Genomic DNA, 11,546 nt, shown 5'->3' with positions numbered 1-11,546 from the left:
GCCTTGGCATCAGACCCCAAGACACCAGCGCATAACCGCCTTTTGTGCATGAAGACGGTTTTCAGCTTCATCAAAGACGACTGAATGGCGACCATCCATCACGGCGCTTGTCACCTCATCATTGCGATGCGCAGGCAGGCAATGCATGAACAGGGCGTCAGGCTTGGCCCTGGCCATCAATGCCTCATTGACCTGATAGCCCCGCAACTGGTTGTGACGGCGCTCTTTGGCGGATTCCGGGTCGTGCATGGAAACCCATGTGTCTGTCACCACAAGATCTGCGCCCTCGACCGCTTTCTCCGGGTCACGCTCTAGCACGACACGCACACCCTTTTCACGGGCAAAGCCAATCCATTCCGCTTCTGGCTCAAGGGTTTGCGGCCCGGTAAAGGTGAAATCAAACCCGAACTGACCGGCGGCGTGCAAAAAGCTGGCCGCGACGTTGTTTCCATCGCCACACCAGACCACCTTTTTGCCTGCAATCGGGCCGCGATGCTCTTCATAGGTCATCACATCTGCCATGATCTGGCACGGGTGGGTGCGGTTGGTCAGCCCGTTGATCACCGGAACCGTGGCATGTTCCGCCATTTCCTGAAGCGTCGCCTCCTCAAACGTGCGGATCATGATCAGATCGACATAGCGGCTAAGAACGCGCGCCGTATCGGCGATGGTTTCACCATGGCCAAGCTGCATTTCCTTGCCTGACAGCACCATCGTCTGCCCGCCCAACTGACGCACGCCAACGTCAAATGACACCCGAGTCCGGGTGGACGGTTTTTTCAAAAATCAGCGCAACCATGTGGCCCGCGAGCGGTTGCTCATCATCGGGCGTTCCTTTTGGCCGCCCATTGCGGGCAATTTTCATCGCGCGCGCCAAGTCAATCATGCCGCGCAATTGCCCGGCATCTGTGGTGTGGATATCAAGAAAATCTGTCATGGTACTGGCCTTCCAGGCTTTGGCTTTTGGGGAACGCGCCGGGGGGCCAGCCCCCCGGTCCCCCCGGGATATTTGGACCGAAAAGAAAGGGTTAAATCGCTGAATTCTCAAGCGCCGTTGCCGCTTTGTCGAGGCGCGCCAAAGCCTCGGCGATATCAGCATCCGGGATGTTGAGCGCCGGCAACAGGCGGATTACATTGTCAGCGGCAGGCACGGTAAGCAGGTGCTGGGCGTAGTTTGCCTTGACGACATCCGTATTGGCTGCCTTGCATTTCAGGCCAAGGATCAGGCCGGTTCCGCGCACGGCCTCATAAATATCAGGGTGATTGGCAACAAGCCCTTCGAGGCCTTGGCGGAACAACGAAGATTTGCGGCTGACCTCGGCCAGGAAAGCAGGATCGGCAACGATCTCCAATACCTTGGCCCCGATGGCACAGCCCAAAGGGTTGCCGCCATAGGTCGAACCATGGCTGCCCGCGACCATGCCGGAGGCCGCTGTCTCGGTGGCCAGAACGGCACCCAAAGGAAAGCCACCGCCAATCCCTTTGGCCACCATCATGATATCAGGCGAAATGCCTGCCCATTCATGCGCAAACAACTTGCCCGAGCGGCCAACACCGCATTGCACCTCATCAAGGATCATCAACGCGCCGCTTTCATCGCACAGGTCACGCAGCCCTTTCAGGCAGGCATCCGGCAACACCCGAATGCCGCCTTCGCCCTGAATCGGCTCAAGCATGATGGCCGCCGTCTTGTCACTGATGGCAGCCTGCAGCGCCTCATGATCGCCAAAGGGCAGGGTTTTGAAGCCGGGCATCAAGGGGCCATAACCTTTTGTCATCTTTTCCGACCCGGCTGCGGCAATCGCCCCGGTAGAGCGCCCATGAAACGCGCCATCAAAGGTCAGGATTTCAATACGATCAGGCTCGCCCTTGTCATGCCAATATTTCCGCGCCATCTTGATCGCCAACTCTGCCGCCTCGGTACCGGAATTGGTGAAAAATACCGTATCCGCAAAGGTATATTCGACCAACATATCCGCAAGTTGCTGCTGCTGCGGGATTTGGTAAAGGTTCGAGACATGCCACAGCCGCGCGGCTTGGGCCGTCAGCACAGCGACCAGATCCGGGTTGGCATGGCCCAGTGCATTGACCGCGATACCGGCCCCAAGGTCGAGATAGCGCTCGCCGTCTACCGTGGTCAGCCATGATCCCTCGCCCTTATCAAAGGCAAGGGGGGCGCGATTATACGTCGGCAAGACAGAAGAAATCATAGCATGGTCCTATTTGAGGAAGGGCAAGCCGTGTCAAAGGCAAGCGGTCAAATCAACGGATATATCTGGAAGGAAAGCTGCCGAAAAGGCAAGTCAGATCGCCCGAAAACACCTGGGACAGCGTCGGCGTCGGGGCAATTGAAAAAGATGGGCCTTGATGATCATGCGAAATTGGTACGGCGAAGCCAAGCGCATGTAAAGCCGGATTTTGGAGGGAAAGGTAATCCCCCTTGAAACCCACCAAGGGATGCACGGAGTGTCAGGTTTGATTTTCTCAGCGCGCTTGACGGGTTGAGTGCTGCATGATTTGGTTGCCTTAACCTGAATGACGGGCGGTTCAGACGACTTCGAAAGGCTGGGGGCGGGGCGATGATGGTTTGCTTAAGAGAGACGCCCGGATGCAGCGTGCCATCGACATGGACATTCGGCGATTGCCCCCAGATGCCGCTTGCCTCAAACCGCCCAGCATGCCGGTCGGTCGCCCCCACAATCAACGTGCCGCCTTCAAGGGCATGTGGCAAGAGTTTGTCCTTGTACTCTTTGTCCTACGCCTTTTCGCCGAAGGGGATATCGCACGCTCTCCAGAATGGAGGATTTGCCGCCGCCCTCGCCTACGTCACGGCATGGAGGATATTCTGCATGACGATGCTGCGCAGAGCGACCAGTGCCACCGCCGCCCTCACCGAAACCGAGCTGGCGCTGGTCAACAGAACCAGAGTTACAGCAACATCTGGCCAGAGCCGCGATCTCGATTTCGACCGCGCGCCATCGCCAGGCTTGGCGGCTGCCTCGCCCGAAAACATGATGCGCCACCCGGGCCAACCGTCTTATGGCGCGGCGTCTCCCGCCTCGCCGATATCGTCATCGGTTTTGAAGCTGCACAAGCCAGTCTACATGGCCAAACTTGTGGGTAATTGAAAGGCTTACGCATCGCTTACGATCATCAAGAAGGTGCTCCCGAAACACCCCCACCCATGGGCGATCCGGCCACATTTGCCGCTTTCCCACCCATTTCCCACCCGCGTTCAAAAAAATCACCAGCTCTTCTGTCGCGCAATGTAATCATGCCCAAATATACATGCTCCAGCCAGAGAAATGGATCAACTTTTACCGCCCCGTCCATTTTCCACCATAGATCTTCCTCTCAGCCTGCACGCTTGCCGCCATGGTCATGTTCTGTTTATGAAGCCTGGCCCTAGCATTACAGTTGCATTTTACTCTGATGTCTGAATCCATGAGTTTCCATGAATCGGAGGTCATGGATGACAGGTGCATCAGTCGAGGCGACGCTTGAACTTTGGGCGTCTTCGTTGCGGGAAGTGAAGGCGCGGATGCGACCGTTGTTCACGCAGGAGCGTGTGGCGGTGTCAGCGGGCCATTTTTTGGACGGCTTACTGGGGGAAGAAAGACGCAAGACGGGATGGATGCGTGCGGAAGCAGCGGGCGATCTCGGCCCCTGGCGGCAACAGGCGATCCTGGGTCGCGGATGCTGGGACGCGGATTTTTGCGCGACATCATGCGTGATTACGCGCTTGAGACGCTGGCCGATCCCGATGCCGTTCTCGTGCTTGATGAGACCGGTTTTCTCAAGCAGGGCAAGGCATCCTGCGGGGTCGGTCGGCAATATACAGGTTCGGCCGGCAAGATCACCAATTGCCAGATCGGTGTGTTCGCATCCTATGTCTCCCGGCATGGTCATGCCTTCATTGATCGGGCGCTCTATCTGCCAAAGGGCTGGGCGGATGACCGGGATCGCCTGGCGGCGGCCCATGTGCCGGACAGCATTCGCTTTGCCACCAAGCCAGCACTGGCGCGCACGATGATCGAGCGGGCGATTGCTTCAAACGTGCCGTTTTCCTGGGTGGCGGCCGACAGCGTTTATGGCGTGGGAGACATGGAAATGGCGCTCAAACGCGCAGCCAAAGGCTATGTGCTGGGTGTGAACGCCAACCATTCGTTCCGCTCATGGGGTAAGCCGCTGGCCGTAAACGGAACCGCGAAGGACATCGCTGAAGCTTTGCCCGAGGATGCCTGGCACCGGCTGTCAGCAGGCCAGGGGACCAAAGGCGCGAGACTGCATGACTGGGCCTATCTCGATCTCGCTGATCTTGACGCCGATGATTTCAGCGCGGATTTCACCGGTGTCTGGACACGCGGGCTGCTGATCCGCCGCAATATCGCCGATGGCGACCTCGCCTTCTTCTCGACCTGGTGCCCGGTTGGCACGCCTGTGGAAAAACTGGTGACGGTGGAGGGGCATCGTTGGGCGATCGAAGAGAGTTTTGAGACTGCCAAAAATGAGTTCGGCCTCGACCACAACGAAACCCGCTCTTGGCATGGCTGGCATCGCCACGTCTCGCTGGTGATGCTCGCGTTCGCGATGATGGCAGTCATCCGCAATCGGGCCAATACTCGCCCCTTGGATCCCCAAAAAAAAGATGCGGTCGGTATGGCGAAAGACCGCCAACTGATCCGCTGGTCGATGCAGGAAATCCGCCGCATCGCCACCCGCCTCGCACGGCAACAAATTCATCCCGCCCATGTCATTGCATGGTCGCTCTGGCGACGCGCTCATCAGGCCATAGCCCAACAGACACACTTCAAATCAAATATGCAACTGTAATGCTAGGGCCTGTTGAGATTCATCGAGAGTTGATGGTAGCGGCGGCCAGATAGATTATTGAAGCGAAGCTCTGGTCTGTTTTACAGGCCCGCAGGGCTATACGTTTGAATTCCTTCAGTTTTTGAAAGTAGTTCTCAATCAGATGCCGCCATTTGTAACTATGGTTGTCGAACTCTGGCGGGAATTTTCGGTTGGATTTTGGCGGGATGACCGGAATAATTCCTGAAACACTCAGGGTTTCGCGCAACCAGTTGGCGTCAAATGCGCGATCCGCAAGGAACATTTTGCAGGAAATACCCTCAATGATCTCCGCCGTTTCGCGCAGATCATGGACTTGCCCCGGCATCAGACGAAATGAAACCAGATTGCCGAGCGCATCAGTCAGGCCCAGAATTTTTGTGGTAATTCCACCGCGAGATCGCCCTATAGCCTGGCTTTAGTCCCCCTTTTGCGCCCTGTCCGTGGCGGTGAACCTTGCAGATTGTGCCATCAATCATGACGCATTCCATGTCAGGATCACCCGACACGGCGTCAAATATCCGTTTGAAAACATCGGCTTTGACCCAATGTCGGAAGCGTTTGAAAATGGTGTTCCAGTTGCCAAATTCAGCTGGAAGATCACGCCACGGGGCACCGGTTCGGGCAATCCACAAAACCGCCTCCATGAAAACGCGACTGTCCCCACCCGTGCGACCGGGGTCACCTTTTTTGCCAAAACAATGCGGCTCCATCAAAGCCCACTGGGTATCGTTGATAACAAAACGCTCGCTCAACATCCAAACCTCCTTTTTTGAAGGAGTGAATCAGAAGTCAGCCAAATTGTGAATCCTGAATCTCAACAAGCCCTAGTTATCTTGCCTAGAAAGATCAAAAATCAGAACATCCTTTACAATATCACCCATGATTTTCTGTGCGGCTTCTAACAGGGCCTGACGAAGCAGGATCAGATTGGCACCGTCGGTAAAGACGCCATTGAACCCCCCAGCATTGGCGTGATCGAACATTACTTGAAGCAATGCATCACGTAGCTTTGGTTCGCGCGCGAAAATACTTTCTGTGCTACCATTTTCCACCTCAACACTTAGCGACATAATTACAAGTGAGGTCACACGCCCGCCCCCCACAATCGGAATGACGAATTGATTATTCAGCTTCACAAACTCAGTGCTAACCGGAATGGCTTTCGAAACGACTGCTTCGGCTTCGGCGCCATCCTGCGCTGGCCTTAGAAACATGGCCCCGCCGATACCGGCCCCGAGACCAAGCAGGGCCATGAGGAGGGGGAGTACTTTTGCTATCATGACGATCAGAAAGGCAAGACAGCATCAGTGATCTGCTGCCCGTATCTTGGTTGCTGAACATCTGTAATCTGCCCACGCCCACCATAGGCAATACGCGCCCCGGCGATGCGATCATAGGTAATTTCATTTTGCCGCGAAATATCCGCCGGCCGCACATAACCCGTCACAATCAGTTCTCTAAGTTCAAAGTTCACACGAACCTCCTGTTGTCCTTCAATGCGTAAAACACCATTTGGCAGTTCCTCCACCACTGTGGCAGCAACCCTTAGCGTCAGCTTTTCGTTGCGTTGCACCGAGCCCTGACCCGCAAATGTTGAATCAGACGATGTCGATACGGCCTCGGCCATTGTCGCTCCCGCCGGAAGCCTTTCGTTCAAACGCTCTGGAATACCGAACAAGGATGGAACCCCCATAGCCTGCGAGCCACTCCGGGTCCTGCCCGATGAGTTCGAAATCTCAGCCTTATCGTCAATCTGGATCACAACCGTTAAGATATCACCGCGATGCCCTGCGCGACGGTCCCCGAACAAAGAACCACTGTTCGCGGTCCAGAGAGAGGATGCCTCGGTCGGGCCCGTAGGCTCGGCAAATTCGGGCATGGGGGTCGAGTACATAGCGTGATGCTGATAGCTGCCTTCCACTGGAGAGAACGAGGGGGCCTTGCCCACTTCGCTCAGCTTCGCGCAGCTGGGGAACAGGAGAAGCGCAAACAAGAAAAGTCGCATTCTTTTATCTTTCAAGGTATTGAACCAACATGAACAGAACCGTCTCGTGCAACCCGACCGACGAGCACCATGCGTGACGAAACATTCATGACTTGCATCGCATCGCCCAGCCCCCCTCGCCCAAGGGCCCGGCCCTCGGTCGTAATGTCCAAACCGCCAACACGATAAATCAATGTGACGATCTGATTACGGTCAATCAAAGCAGGTGGTCCCAGATCACCCGCCCGGATCGCCCGACCCGGGTAAAGCGTTACCCGCGCCTCGAGCCCCAATGCCTCAGATGGGTCGGCCAAAGCCCCCGAAATCTCTGCAGCAACAAGCGTGACATCATTTGCCGTCAGCAGGGTTTGAGCACGAATTACCCGTGTCGCAATCAAGCTTTCTGCAGCCATCGGAGAGGCAACAAGCATCAAAAGGGATATAATGCGAAGCATCAGCGCAACTGCGTGGTTGCTGACAACATCTGATCTGCCGCAGTAATAACTTTGGCGTTCAGCTCATACCCTCGCTGAGCCTTGATAAGCTCTGTCACTTCTCGCACCGCATCGACCGAGCTTTCCTCCAGGTAGCCCTGGCGCAACGTTCCCAAGCCATCCTGACCGGCCGTGCCCTGCAAGGGCGGCCCCGACGCCGGTGATTCCAGAAACAGATTTGACCCCATCGCTTCCAGCCCTTTGTCATTGGTAAACCCGGTCAGGGAAAGCTGACCCAGCAATTGCGGCTGCACCTGAGTGTTGAAATAGGCGTAAACCTCACCTTCGGCGTTGATCGACAGGCTGGTCGCATCAGACGGGATCGTGATGCCTGGATTTACCTGATATCCATCAGCGTTAACAATAAGCCCGTCGCCGGTGCGTTTCAGGCCACCATCACGCGTGTAGGCCGTTGCACCCGACGGAAGCGTTACCTCCAGATAGCCCTTTCCTTCGATTGCGAGGTCAAGATCGCCACCCGTCGCCGCCAAGGACCCTTGGGCAAGCACGACCGATACCGAAGATGCCCGCACACCGAGGCCAATCTGAACGCCTGTAGGCAGCATCGCCCCGTTTTGCGCCGAAACCGTACCGGGCCGGGCAAGCTGCTGGTAATGCAGGTCTGCAAACTCGGCGCGGCGTGTATTATAGCCGGTCGTCGACATATTCGCGAGGTTGTTGGACACCACATCCACCCGCATTTGTTGGGCAGCCATGCCGCTTGCGGCAATTTGCAACGCTTTCATCTTTTTCTCCTATCGACCAAGTGTCTGAATGACGCCCCGCATGCGCTCATCTTCTTTTTCCAAAAAGCCTTGCCCCATTTCATAGGCGCGCTGCACTTCGATCATTCGGGCAATTTCTGAAATCGGGTTGACGTTGCTGTCTTCAACAAACCCCTGCAGGATCGTTGCCGAATCCGCAGGCACCACAGTTTCACTGATAAAAATCGTGCCGCCCGCATGGGTCATCTTGAGTGGATCACCAGGTTGCCAGAGGCCGATCTGGGCGAGTGGCTGCCCATTTCCTGACAATGTGCCATCTTGTGACAAGGCAATATTGTTCATATCCGGCGGCACAAAAATCGGGGTGCCGCCCAAGTCGAGCAAGCGGTGGCCATCCGGGTTCACAAGTTCGCCTTCAGCATTGGGCATGAAATGGCCCGCCCTGGTCAACGACTGACCTTCGGGGGTTTCAATTAGAAAAAACCCGTCGCCTTGTATGGCAAAATCAAACATTCCACCGGTTTGCGAAAGGCCCGCCTGCCGCAAATCCATATGGCGCGTGTCGGCATTCGCCATCGACAGCGAAGGCGCATCCTCCATTCGCTTGACATATTCCGAAAATATCACACCCTCACGGCGAAACCCCGTCGTGGAAATATTGGCGATGTTGTGCGCAACAACCTGCATTTCGCGCATCAGGCCGGATTGGCGCGTCAATGTTGTGTAAATTCCCGCGTCCATTCAGTTGCCTCCCGCAATCAAGGGAATAATACGATCCGTAAAAAAGCTGACGAGGGTAGAGGTCATGAAGCTCATCGACACCCAAAAAGCCACCAACATTGCGCCAACCTTAGGTACGAATGTCAGCGTCATCTCTTGCACCGAAGTCAGTGCCTGAAACAGGCCAACGGTAACCCCTGCGATCAACGCAACTGCCAGAAGCGGCGTCGATATCATCACCGCAATCCAAAGCGCCTGTCGCAGGGTGTCAAAAATCAGCCCTTCGGTCATACTGGCATCCTGAGGATCTCTTGATAGGCCTCGACCACTTTGTCACGAACGGTCACAACCGTTTCAATTGCGGTTTCAGTCGCGGCAAGGGCTTGAACCAAGGCATGTGGATCTGCGTCACCCACCATAGCAGCTTTCGCCGTTGCCTCACCTGTCATCAGGGTGTTGGCAAAGCTCTCCGCAAGCTTTGAGAACTCTGCGATTGCTCCGTCAGGCTGCGGCTCGGGGGCTGCGGCCTGACGGGCCTGCGCATAGGTTTGTGCGGCAATAGAGGTCTTGATATCCATTCTGGATCTCCTTTATCTGCGTAATATTTCAAACAGGCTCTGCGTCATTTGCCGCGCCTGATCAAAAAGTTTGAGGTTCGCCTCATAGCTGCGCTGCGCTTCGCGCGCGTCAGCAATTTCGATCACCAGATCGACATTCGAGCCGTCATAGTGACCGGATGGATCCGCCAGCGGGTGGCCGGGATCAAAAATCTGTGTCAGCTCACTGCGGTCAAGCCGCACCGGGCCTGAAATCACCCCATCGCCATCAATGGCATCGCGAAAACTGATGGTTTTGCGGTGATAACCCGGCGTGTCTGCATTTGCGATATTTTCAGAAACATGCCGCAATCTTTGCGCCTGCGCCTGCATTCCCGATGCCGCAATGGCAAGGCTCTTGATCAAGTCGGTCATCTGTTACCGCCCCCGCCCAAGTGCAAGCTTCAAAATGTCTGAGGTACTGCGATAAATCGACAGCGCCATATCATGTTGCTGCCGTATTTCCGCTGCCTTCACCATCTCGGACTCGATGGATACGGAATTGCCGTTCGGTGCATCAGCCCCGCGCTGAACCACGGGATCCAATTGCGCCGTGCCGCCGGCCCCCAAATGACCGCGCCGCGTGGCCCGCAGGCCCTCGCCATATTGATCTGCATAGGCCTTTGCGAAATCCGGCAAATCGCGGGCTTTATACCCAGGACTATCGGCATGCGCGACGTTCTGGGTAATGACGCCCATCCGTGTTCCCGCATGGGCCGCCAAAGCTTGCGCCATTCTGGTAATCTCTAGCTTTTCGAACATCGGGGCTTCTCCCTCGATTACAGTTCACTAAGGCTTAAGGGTGATTCCTTTAGAAAGGGTAAGCGTGAACAGAAGAGGAACCCCTATGACCGATATTTTTGACAGCCTTCGTACCCGAATTTCTCAGATTGCCATCACAAAACGCACTGGCAGAATTGTAGAACTGACAGGCAGTACTCTTCGTGTTTCTGGGCTTTCTCAAGGCACTAGCCTCGGTGACAGGGTTATTATTCATAGCACTGGTCCGGCTATTGGGGGCGATGTTTTGCGATTATCAAAAGAAGGAATCACGGTTCTACCTGATGGCGCTGGCGAGGGTCTGGCGATAGATGACATTGTTGAGTTTGCCGGCCGTGCTGAAATCGCACCTGACAACAGTTGGATCGGACGAATCATTGATCCCTTTGGACATCCCATCGACGGGCGGCCGCTGCTGCCAGGGGCCTGTGCACGCGCCCTCAGGGCCGCACCGCCCCCGCCCGCCACGCGCAGGACGCTTGGCGCACGGCTTGAAACCGGGACTGCAGTTTTCAACACACTTCTTCCCCTTGTTCGTGGTCAGCGCATTGGCCTGTTCGCTGGATCTGGCGTCGGGAAGTCGTCGCTTTTAGGGAAATTCGCGCGCGGTGTAGATGCAGATATTGTGGTCATTGCGTTGGTCGGTGAACGTGGTCGCGAATTGCGCGAATTCACCGAACGCGTGCTGGGCGCGCAAGGAATGGCCCGCGCCGTGGTTGTCACCGCAACCTCTGATCAATCCCCTCTTGTACGGCGGCGCTGCATGTGGACGGCCATGGCAGTGGCCGAGCATTTTCGCGATCAAGGCCTTCATGTTCTATTGCTCGCCGATAGCATCACCCGATTTGCCGAAGCTCACCGCGAGGTCGCACTTGCCGCCGGAGAGCAGGGAAATCTCCGCGGATTTCCGCCGTCCACATCCCACACCATCATGTCTTTGGCCGAGCGGGCCGGGCCGGGTACGGAAGGCGGCGGCGACATAACCGCTGTCTTTACAGTTCTGGTCGCGGGATCGGACATGGATGAACCGGTCGCCGATATTTTACGCGGCGTTCTGGACGGCCATGTCGTGATGGATCGGGCCATTGCCGAACGCGGCAGATTTCCAGCGATTGATCTTTTGCGGTCTGTTTCGCGCAGCTTGCCAGACGCTGCGAACAAGGCCGAGAACGCCCTCATATCAGAGGCACGGCGCTTGCTTGGTGCCTATGAGCGGGCAGAAATGATGATCCAGGCCGGATTGTACACTAGCGGATCAGATCCGACTATTGATGCGGCCATAAAGGTATGGGCAGCACTGGATGCATTTCTGGCAGAAGATGAACCAGCAGGAATTGATGTCAGCTTCAAGCGCCTTGAGGCGTGTTTGGCTTTGGCACGCAAATAAGCCAAG

At 56.1% G+C, this 11,546-nt stretch carries 13 protein-coding genes and 3 pseudogenes; 3 read left to right on the top strand and 13 right to left on the bottom strand.

Going from position 1 to position 11,546, the window contains the following annotated elements; translation table 11 throughout:
* Nucleotides 1-9: 9 nt before the first annotated feature.
* From argF to VDP61_RS17820, 3 genes and pseudogenes are all read right to left on the bottom strand, one after another.
* Nucleotides 10-937, bottom strand: a pseudogene (gene argF, locus VDP61_RS05065) (ornithine carbamoyltransferase).
* Nucleotides 938-1,028: 91 nt separating this feature from the next.
* The gene (locus VDP61_RS05060; RefSeq protein ID WP_323005857.1) at nt 1,029-2,210 is read right to left on the bottom strand and encodes an aspartate aminotransferase family protein; all 1,182 of its coding nucleotides are present in this window, start codon (nt 2,208-2,210) and stop codon (nt 1,029-1,031) included.
* 350 nt (nt 2,211-2,560) lie between these two features.
* Nucleotides 2,561-2,819: pseudogene (locus tag VDP61_RS17820) on the bottom strand (hypothetical protein); the annotation flags it as partial.
* 30 nt (nt 2,820-2,849) lie between these two features.
* On the opposite strand from VDP61_RS17820, the gene VDP61_RS05055 reads away from it, so the two are divergent.
* Both VDP61_RS05055 and VDP61_RS05050 read left to right on the top strand, forming a co-directional pair.
* Complete coding sequence (locus VDP61_RS05055) at nt 2,850-3,128, top strand: hypothetical protein (protein ID WP_323005856.1); 279 nt, start codon at nt 2,850-2,852, stop codon at nt 3,126-3,128.
* A 326-nt stretch (nt 3,129-3,454) separates the two neighbouring features.
* Nucleotides 3,455-4,629: pseudogene (locus VDP61_RS05050) on the top strand (IS701 family transposase); the annotation flags it as partial.
* A 223-nt stretch (nt 4,630-4,852) separates the two neighbouring features.
* Here VDP61_RS05050 and VDP61_RS05040 read toward each other — a convergent pair.
* The 10 genes from VDP61_RS05040 to VDP61_RS04995 all read right to left on the bottom strand — a co-directional run bounded on the left by VDP61_RS05040 (nt 4,853) and on the right by VDP61_RS04995 (nt 10,135).
* Nucleotides 4,853-5,609, bottom strand: a protein-coding gene (locus VDP61_RS05040; protein ID WP_323005854.1) for an IS5 family transposase whose coding sequence is annotated in 2 segments (ribosomal slippage) — nt 4,853-5,270 and nt 5,269-5,609 — 759 coding nt in all. Because the reading frame shifts where the segments join, the coding sequence is not laid out codon by codon here.
* 69 nt (nt 5,610-5,678) lie between these two features.
* On the bottom strand, nt 5,679-6,134 hold the full coding sequence (locus VDP61_RS05035; RefSeq protein WP_415233604.1) for a flagellar basal body-associated FliL family protein: 456 nt from the start codon (nt 6,132-6,134) through the stop codon (nt 5,679-5,681).
* A gap of 5 nt (nt 6,135-6,139) precedes the next feature.
* Nucleotides 6,140-6,859, bottom strand: a complete 720-nt coding sequence (gene flgH, locus VDP61_RS05030) for a flagellar basal body L-ring protein FlgH (protein ID WP_323005852.1) — start codon at nt 6,857-6,859, stop codon at nt 6,140-6,142.
* A gap of 11 nt (nt 6,860-6,870) precedes the next feature.
* Nucleotides 6,871-7,293: a flagellar basal body P-ring formation chaperone FlgA gene (gene flgA / locus VDP61_RS05025; protein ID WP_323005851.1), complete on the bottom strand. Its 423-nt coding sequence runs from the start codon at nt 7,291-7,293 to the stop codon at nt 6,871-6,873.
* On the bottom strand, nt 7,293-8,078 hold the full coding sequence (gene flgG, locus VDP61_RS05020) for a flagellar basal-body rod protein FlgG (protein WP_323005850.1): 786 nt from the start codon (nt 8,076-8,078) through the stop codon (nt 7,293-7,295). The genes flgA and flgG overlap by 1 nt, the downstream gene beginning before the upstream one ends.
* Nucleotides 8,079-8,087: 9 nt before the next feature.
* A complete protein-coding gene (locus VDP61_RS05015; RefSeq protein WP_323005849.1) occupies nt 8,088-8,798 on the bottom strand; it encodes a flagellar hook-basal body complex protein in 711 nt (236 codons plus the stop codon).
* Complete coding sequence (locus VDP61_RS05010; RefSeq protein WP_323005848.1) at nt 8,799-9,068, bottom strand: flagellar biosynthetic protein FliQ; 270 nt, start codon at nt 9,066-9,068, stop codon at nt 8,799-8,801.
* Complete coding sequence (gene fliE, locus VDP61_RS05005) at nt 9,065-9,355, bottom strand: flagellar hook-basal body complex protein FliE (protein WP_323005847.1); 291 nt, start codon at nt 9,353-9,355, stop codon at nt 9,065-9,067. Before fliE ends, VDP61_RS05010 begins: the two co-directional genes overlap by 4 nt.
* 12 nt (nt 9,356-9,367) lie before the next feature.
* Nucleotides 9,368-9,748 carry a flagellar basal body rod protein FlgC gene (flgC, locus tag VDP61_RS05000; protein WP_323005846.1) on the bottom strand — a complete coding sequence of 127 codons (381 nt, stop codon included), beginning with the start codon at nt 9,746-9,748 and terminating at the stop codon, nt 9,368-9,370.
* A 3-nt stretch (nt 9,749-9,751) separates the two neighbouring features.
* Nucleotides 9,752-10,135, bottom strand: a complete 384-nt coding sequence (locus VDP61_RS04995; protein ID WP_323005845.1) for a FlgB family protein — start codon at nt 10,133-10,135, stop codon at nt 9,752-9,754.
* A gap of 85 nt (nt 10,136-10,220) precedes the next feature.
* Between VDP61_RS04995 and VDP61_RS04990 the strand changes: the two genes are divergently transcribed.
* On the top strand, nt 10,221-11,540 hold the full coding sequence (locus tag VDP61_RS04990) for a FliI/YscN family ATPase (protein ID WP_323005844.1): 1,320 nt from the start codon (nt 10,221-10,223) through the stop codon (nt 11,538-11,540).
* The last annotated feature ends 6 nt before the right edge of the window (nt 11,541-11,546 follow it).

The organism is Pseudorhodobacter sp. (assembly GCF_034675685.1).
GTDB lineage: Bacteria > Pseudomonadota > Alphaproteobacteria > Rhodobacterales > Rhodobacteraceae > Pseudorhodobacter.
The sequence above is the reverse complement of the archived record's forward strand: the minus strand, read 5'-3'. Positions and strand labels throughout refer to the sequence as shown.

Coding starts and splice junctions, on each gene's coding strand:
- flgG (WP_323005850.1), bottom strand. CDS start 8,078: ATGAAAGCGTTGCAAATTGCCGCAAGCGGCATGGCTGCCCAACAAATG.
- VDP61_RS05035 (WP_415233604.1), bottom strand. CDS start 6,134: ATGATAGCAAAAGTACTCCCCCTCCTCATGGCCCTGCTTGGTCTCGGG.
- flgA (WP_323005851.1), bottom strand. CDS start 7,293: ATGCTTCGCATTATATCCCTTTTGATGCTTGTTGCCTCTCCGATGGCT.
- VDP61_RS05055 (WP_323005856.1), top strand. CDS start 2,850: ATGACGATGCTGCGCAGAGCGACCAGTGCCACCGCCGCCCTCACCGAA.
- VDP61_RS05010 (WP_323005848.1), bottom strand. CDS start 9,068: ATGACCGAAGGGCTGATTTTTGACACCCTGCGACAGGCGCTTTGGATT.
- VDP61_RS04990 (WP_323005844.1), top strand. CDS start 10,221: ATGACCGATATTTTTGACAGCCTTCGTACCCGAATTTCTCAGATTGCC.
- flgH (WP_323005852.1), bottom strand. CDS start 6,859: ATGCGACTTTTCTTGTTTGCGCTTCTCCTGTTCCCCAGCTGCGCGAAG.
- flgC (WP_323005846.1), bottom strand. CDS start 9,748: ATGACCGACTTGATCAAGAGCCTTGCCATTGCGGCATCGGGAATGCAG.
- fliE (WP_323005847.1), bottom strand. CDS start 9,355: ATGGATATCAAGACCTCTATTGCCGCACAAACCTATGCGCAGGCCCGT.
- VDP61_RS04995 (WP_323005845.1), bottom strand. CDS start 10,135: ATGTTCGAAAAGCTAGAGATTACCAGAATGGCGCAAGCTTTGGCGGCC.
- VDP61_RS05060 (WP_323005857.1), bottom strand. CDS start 2,210: ATGATTTCTTCTGTCTTGCCGACGTATAATCGCGCCCCCCTTGCCTTT.
- VDP61_RS05015 (WP_323005849.1), bottom strand. CDS start 8,798: ATGGACGCGGGAATTTACACAACATTGACGCGCCAATCCGGCCTGATG.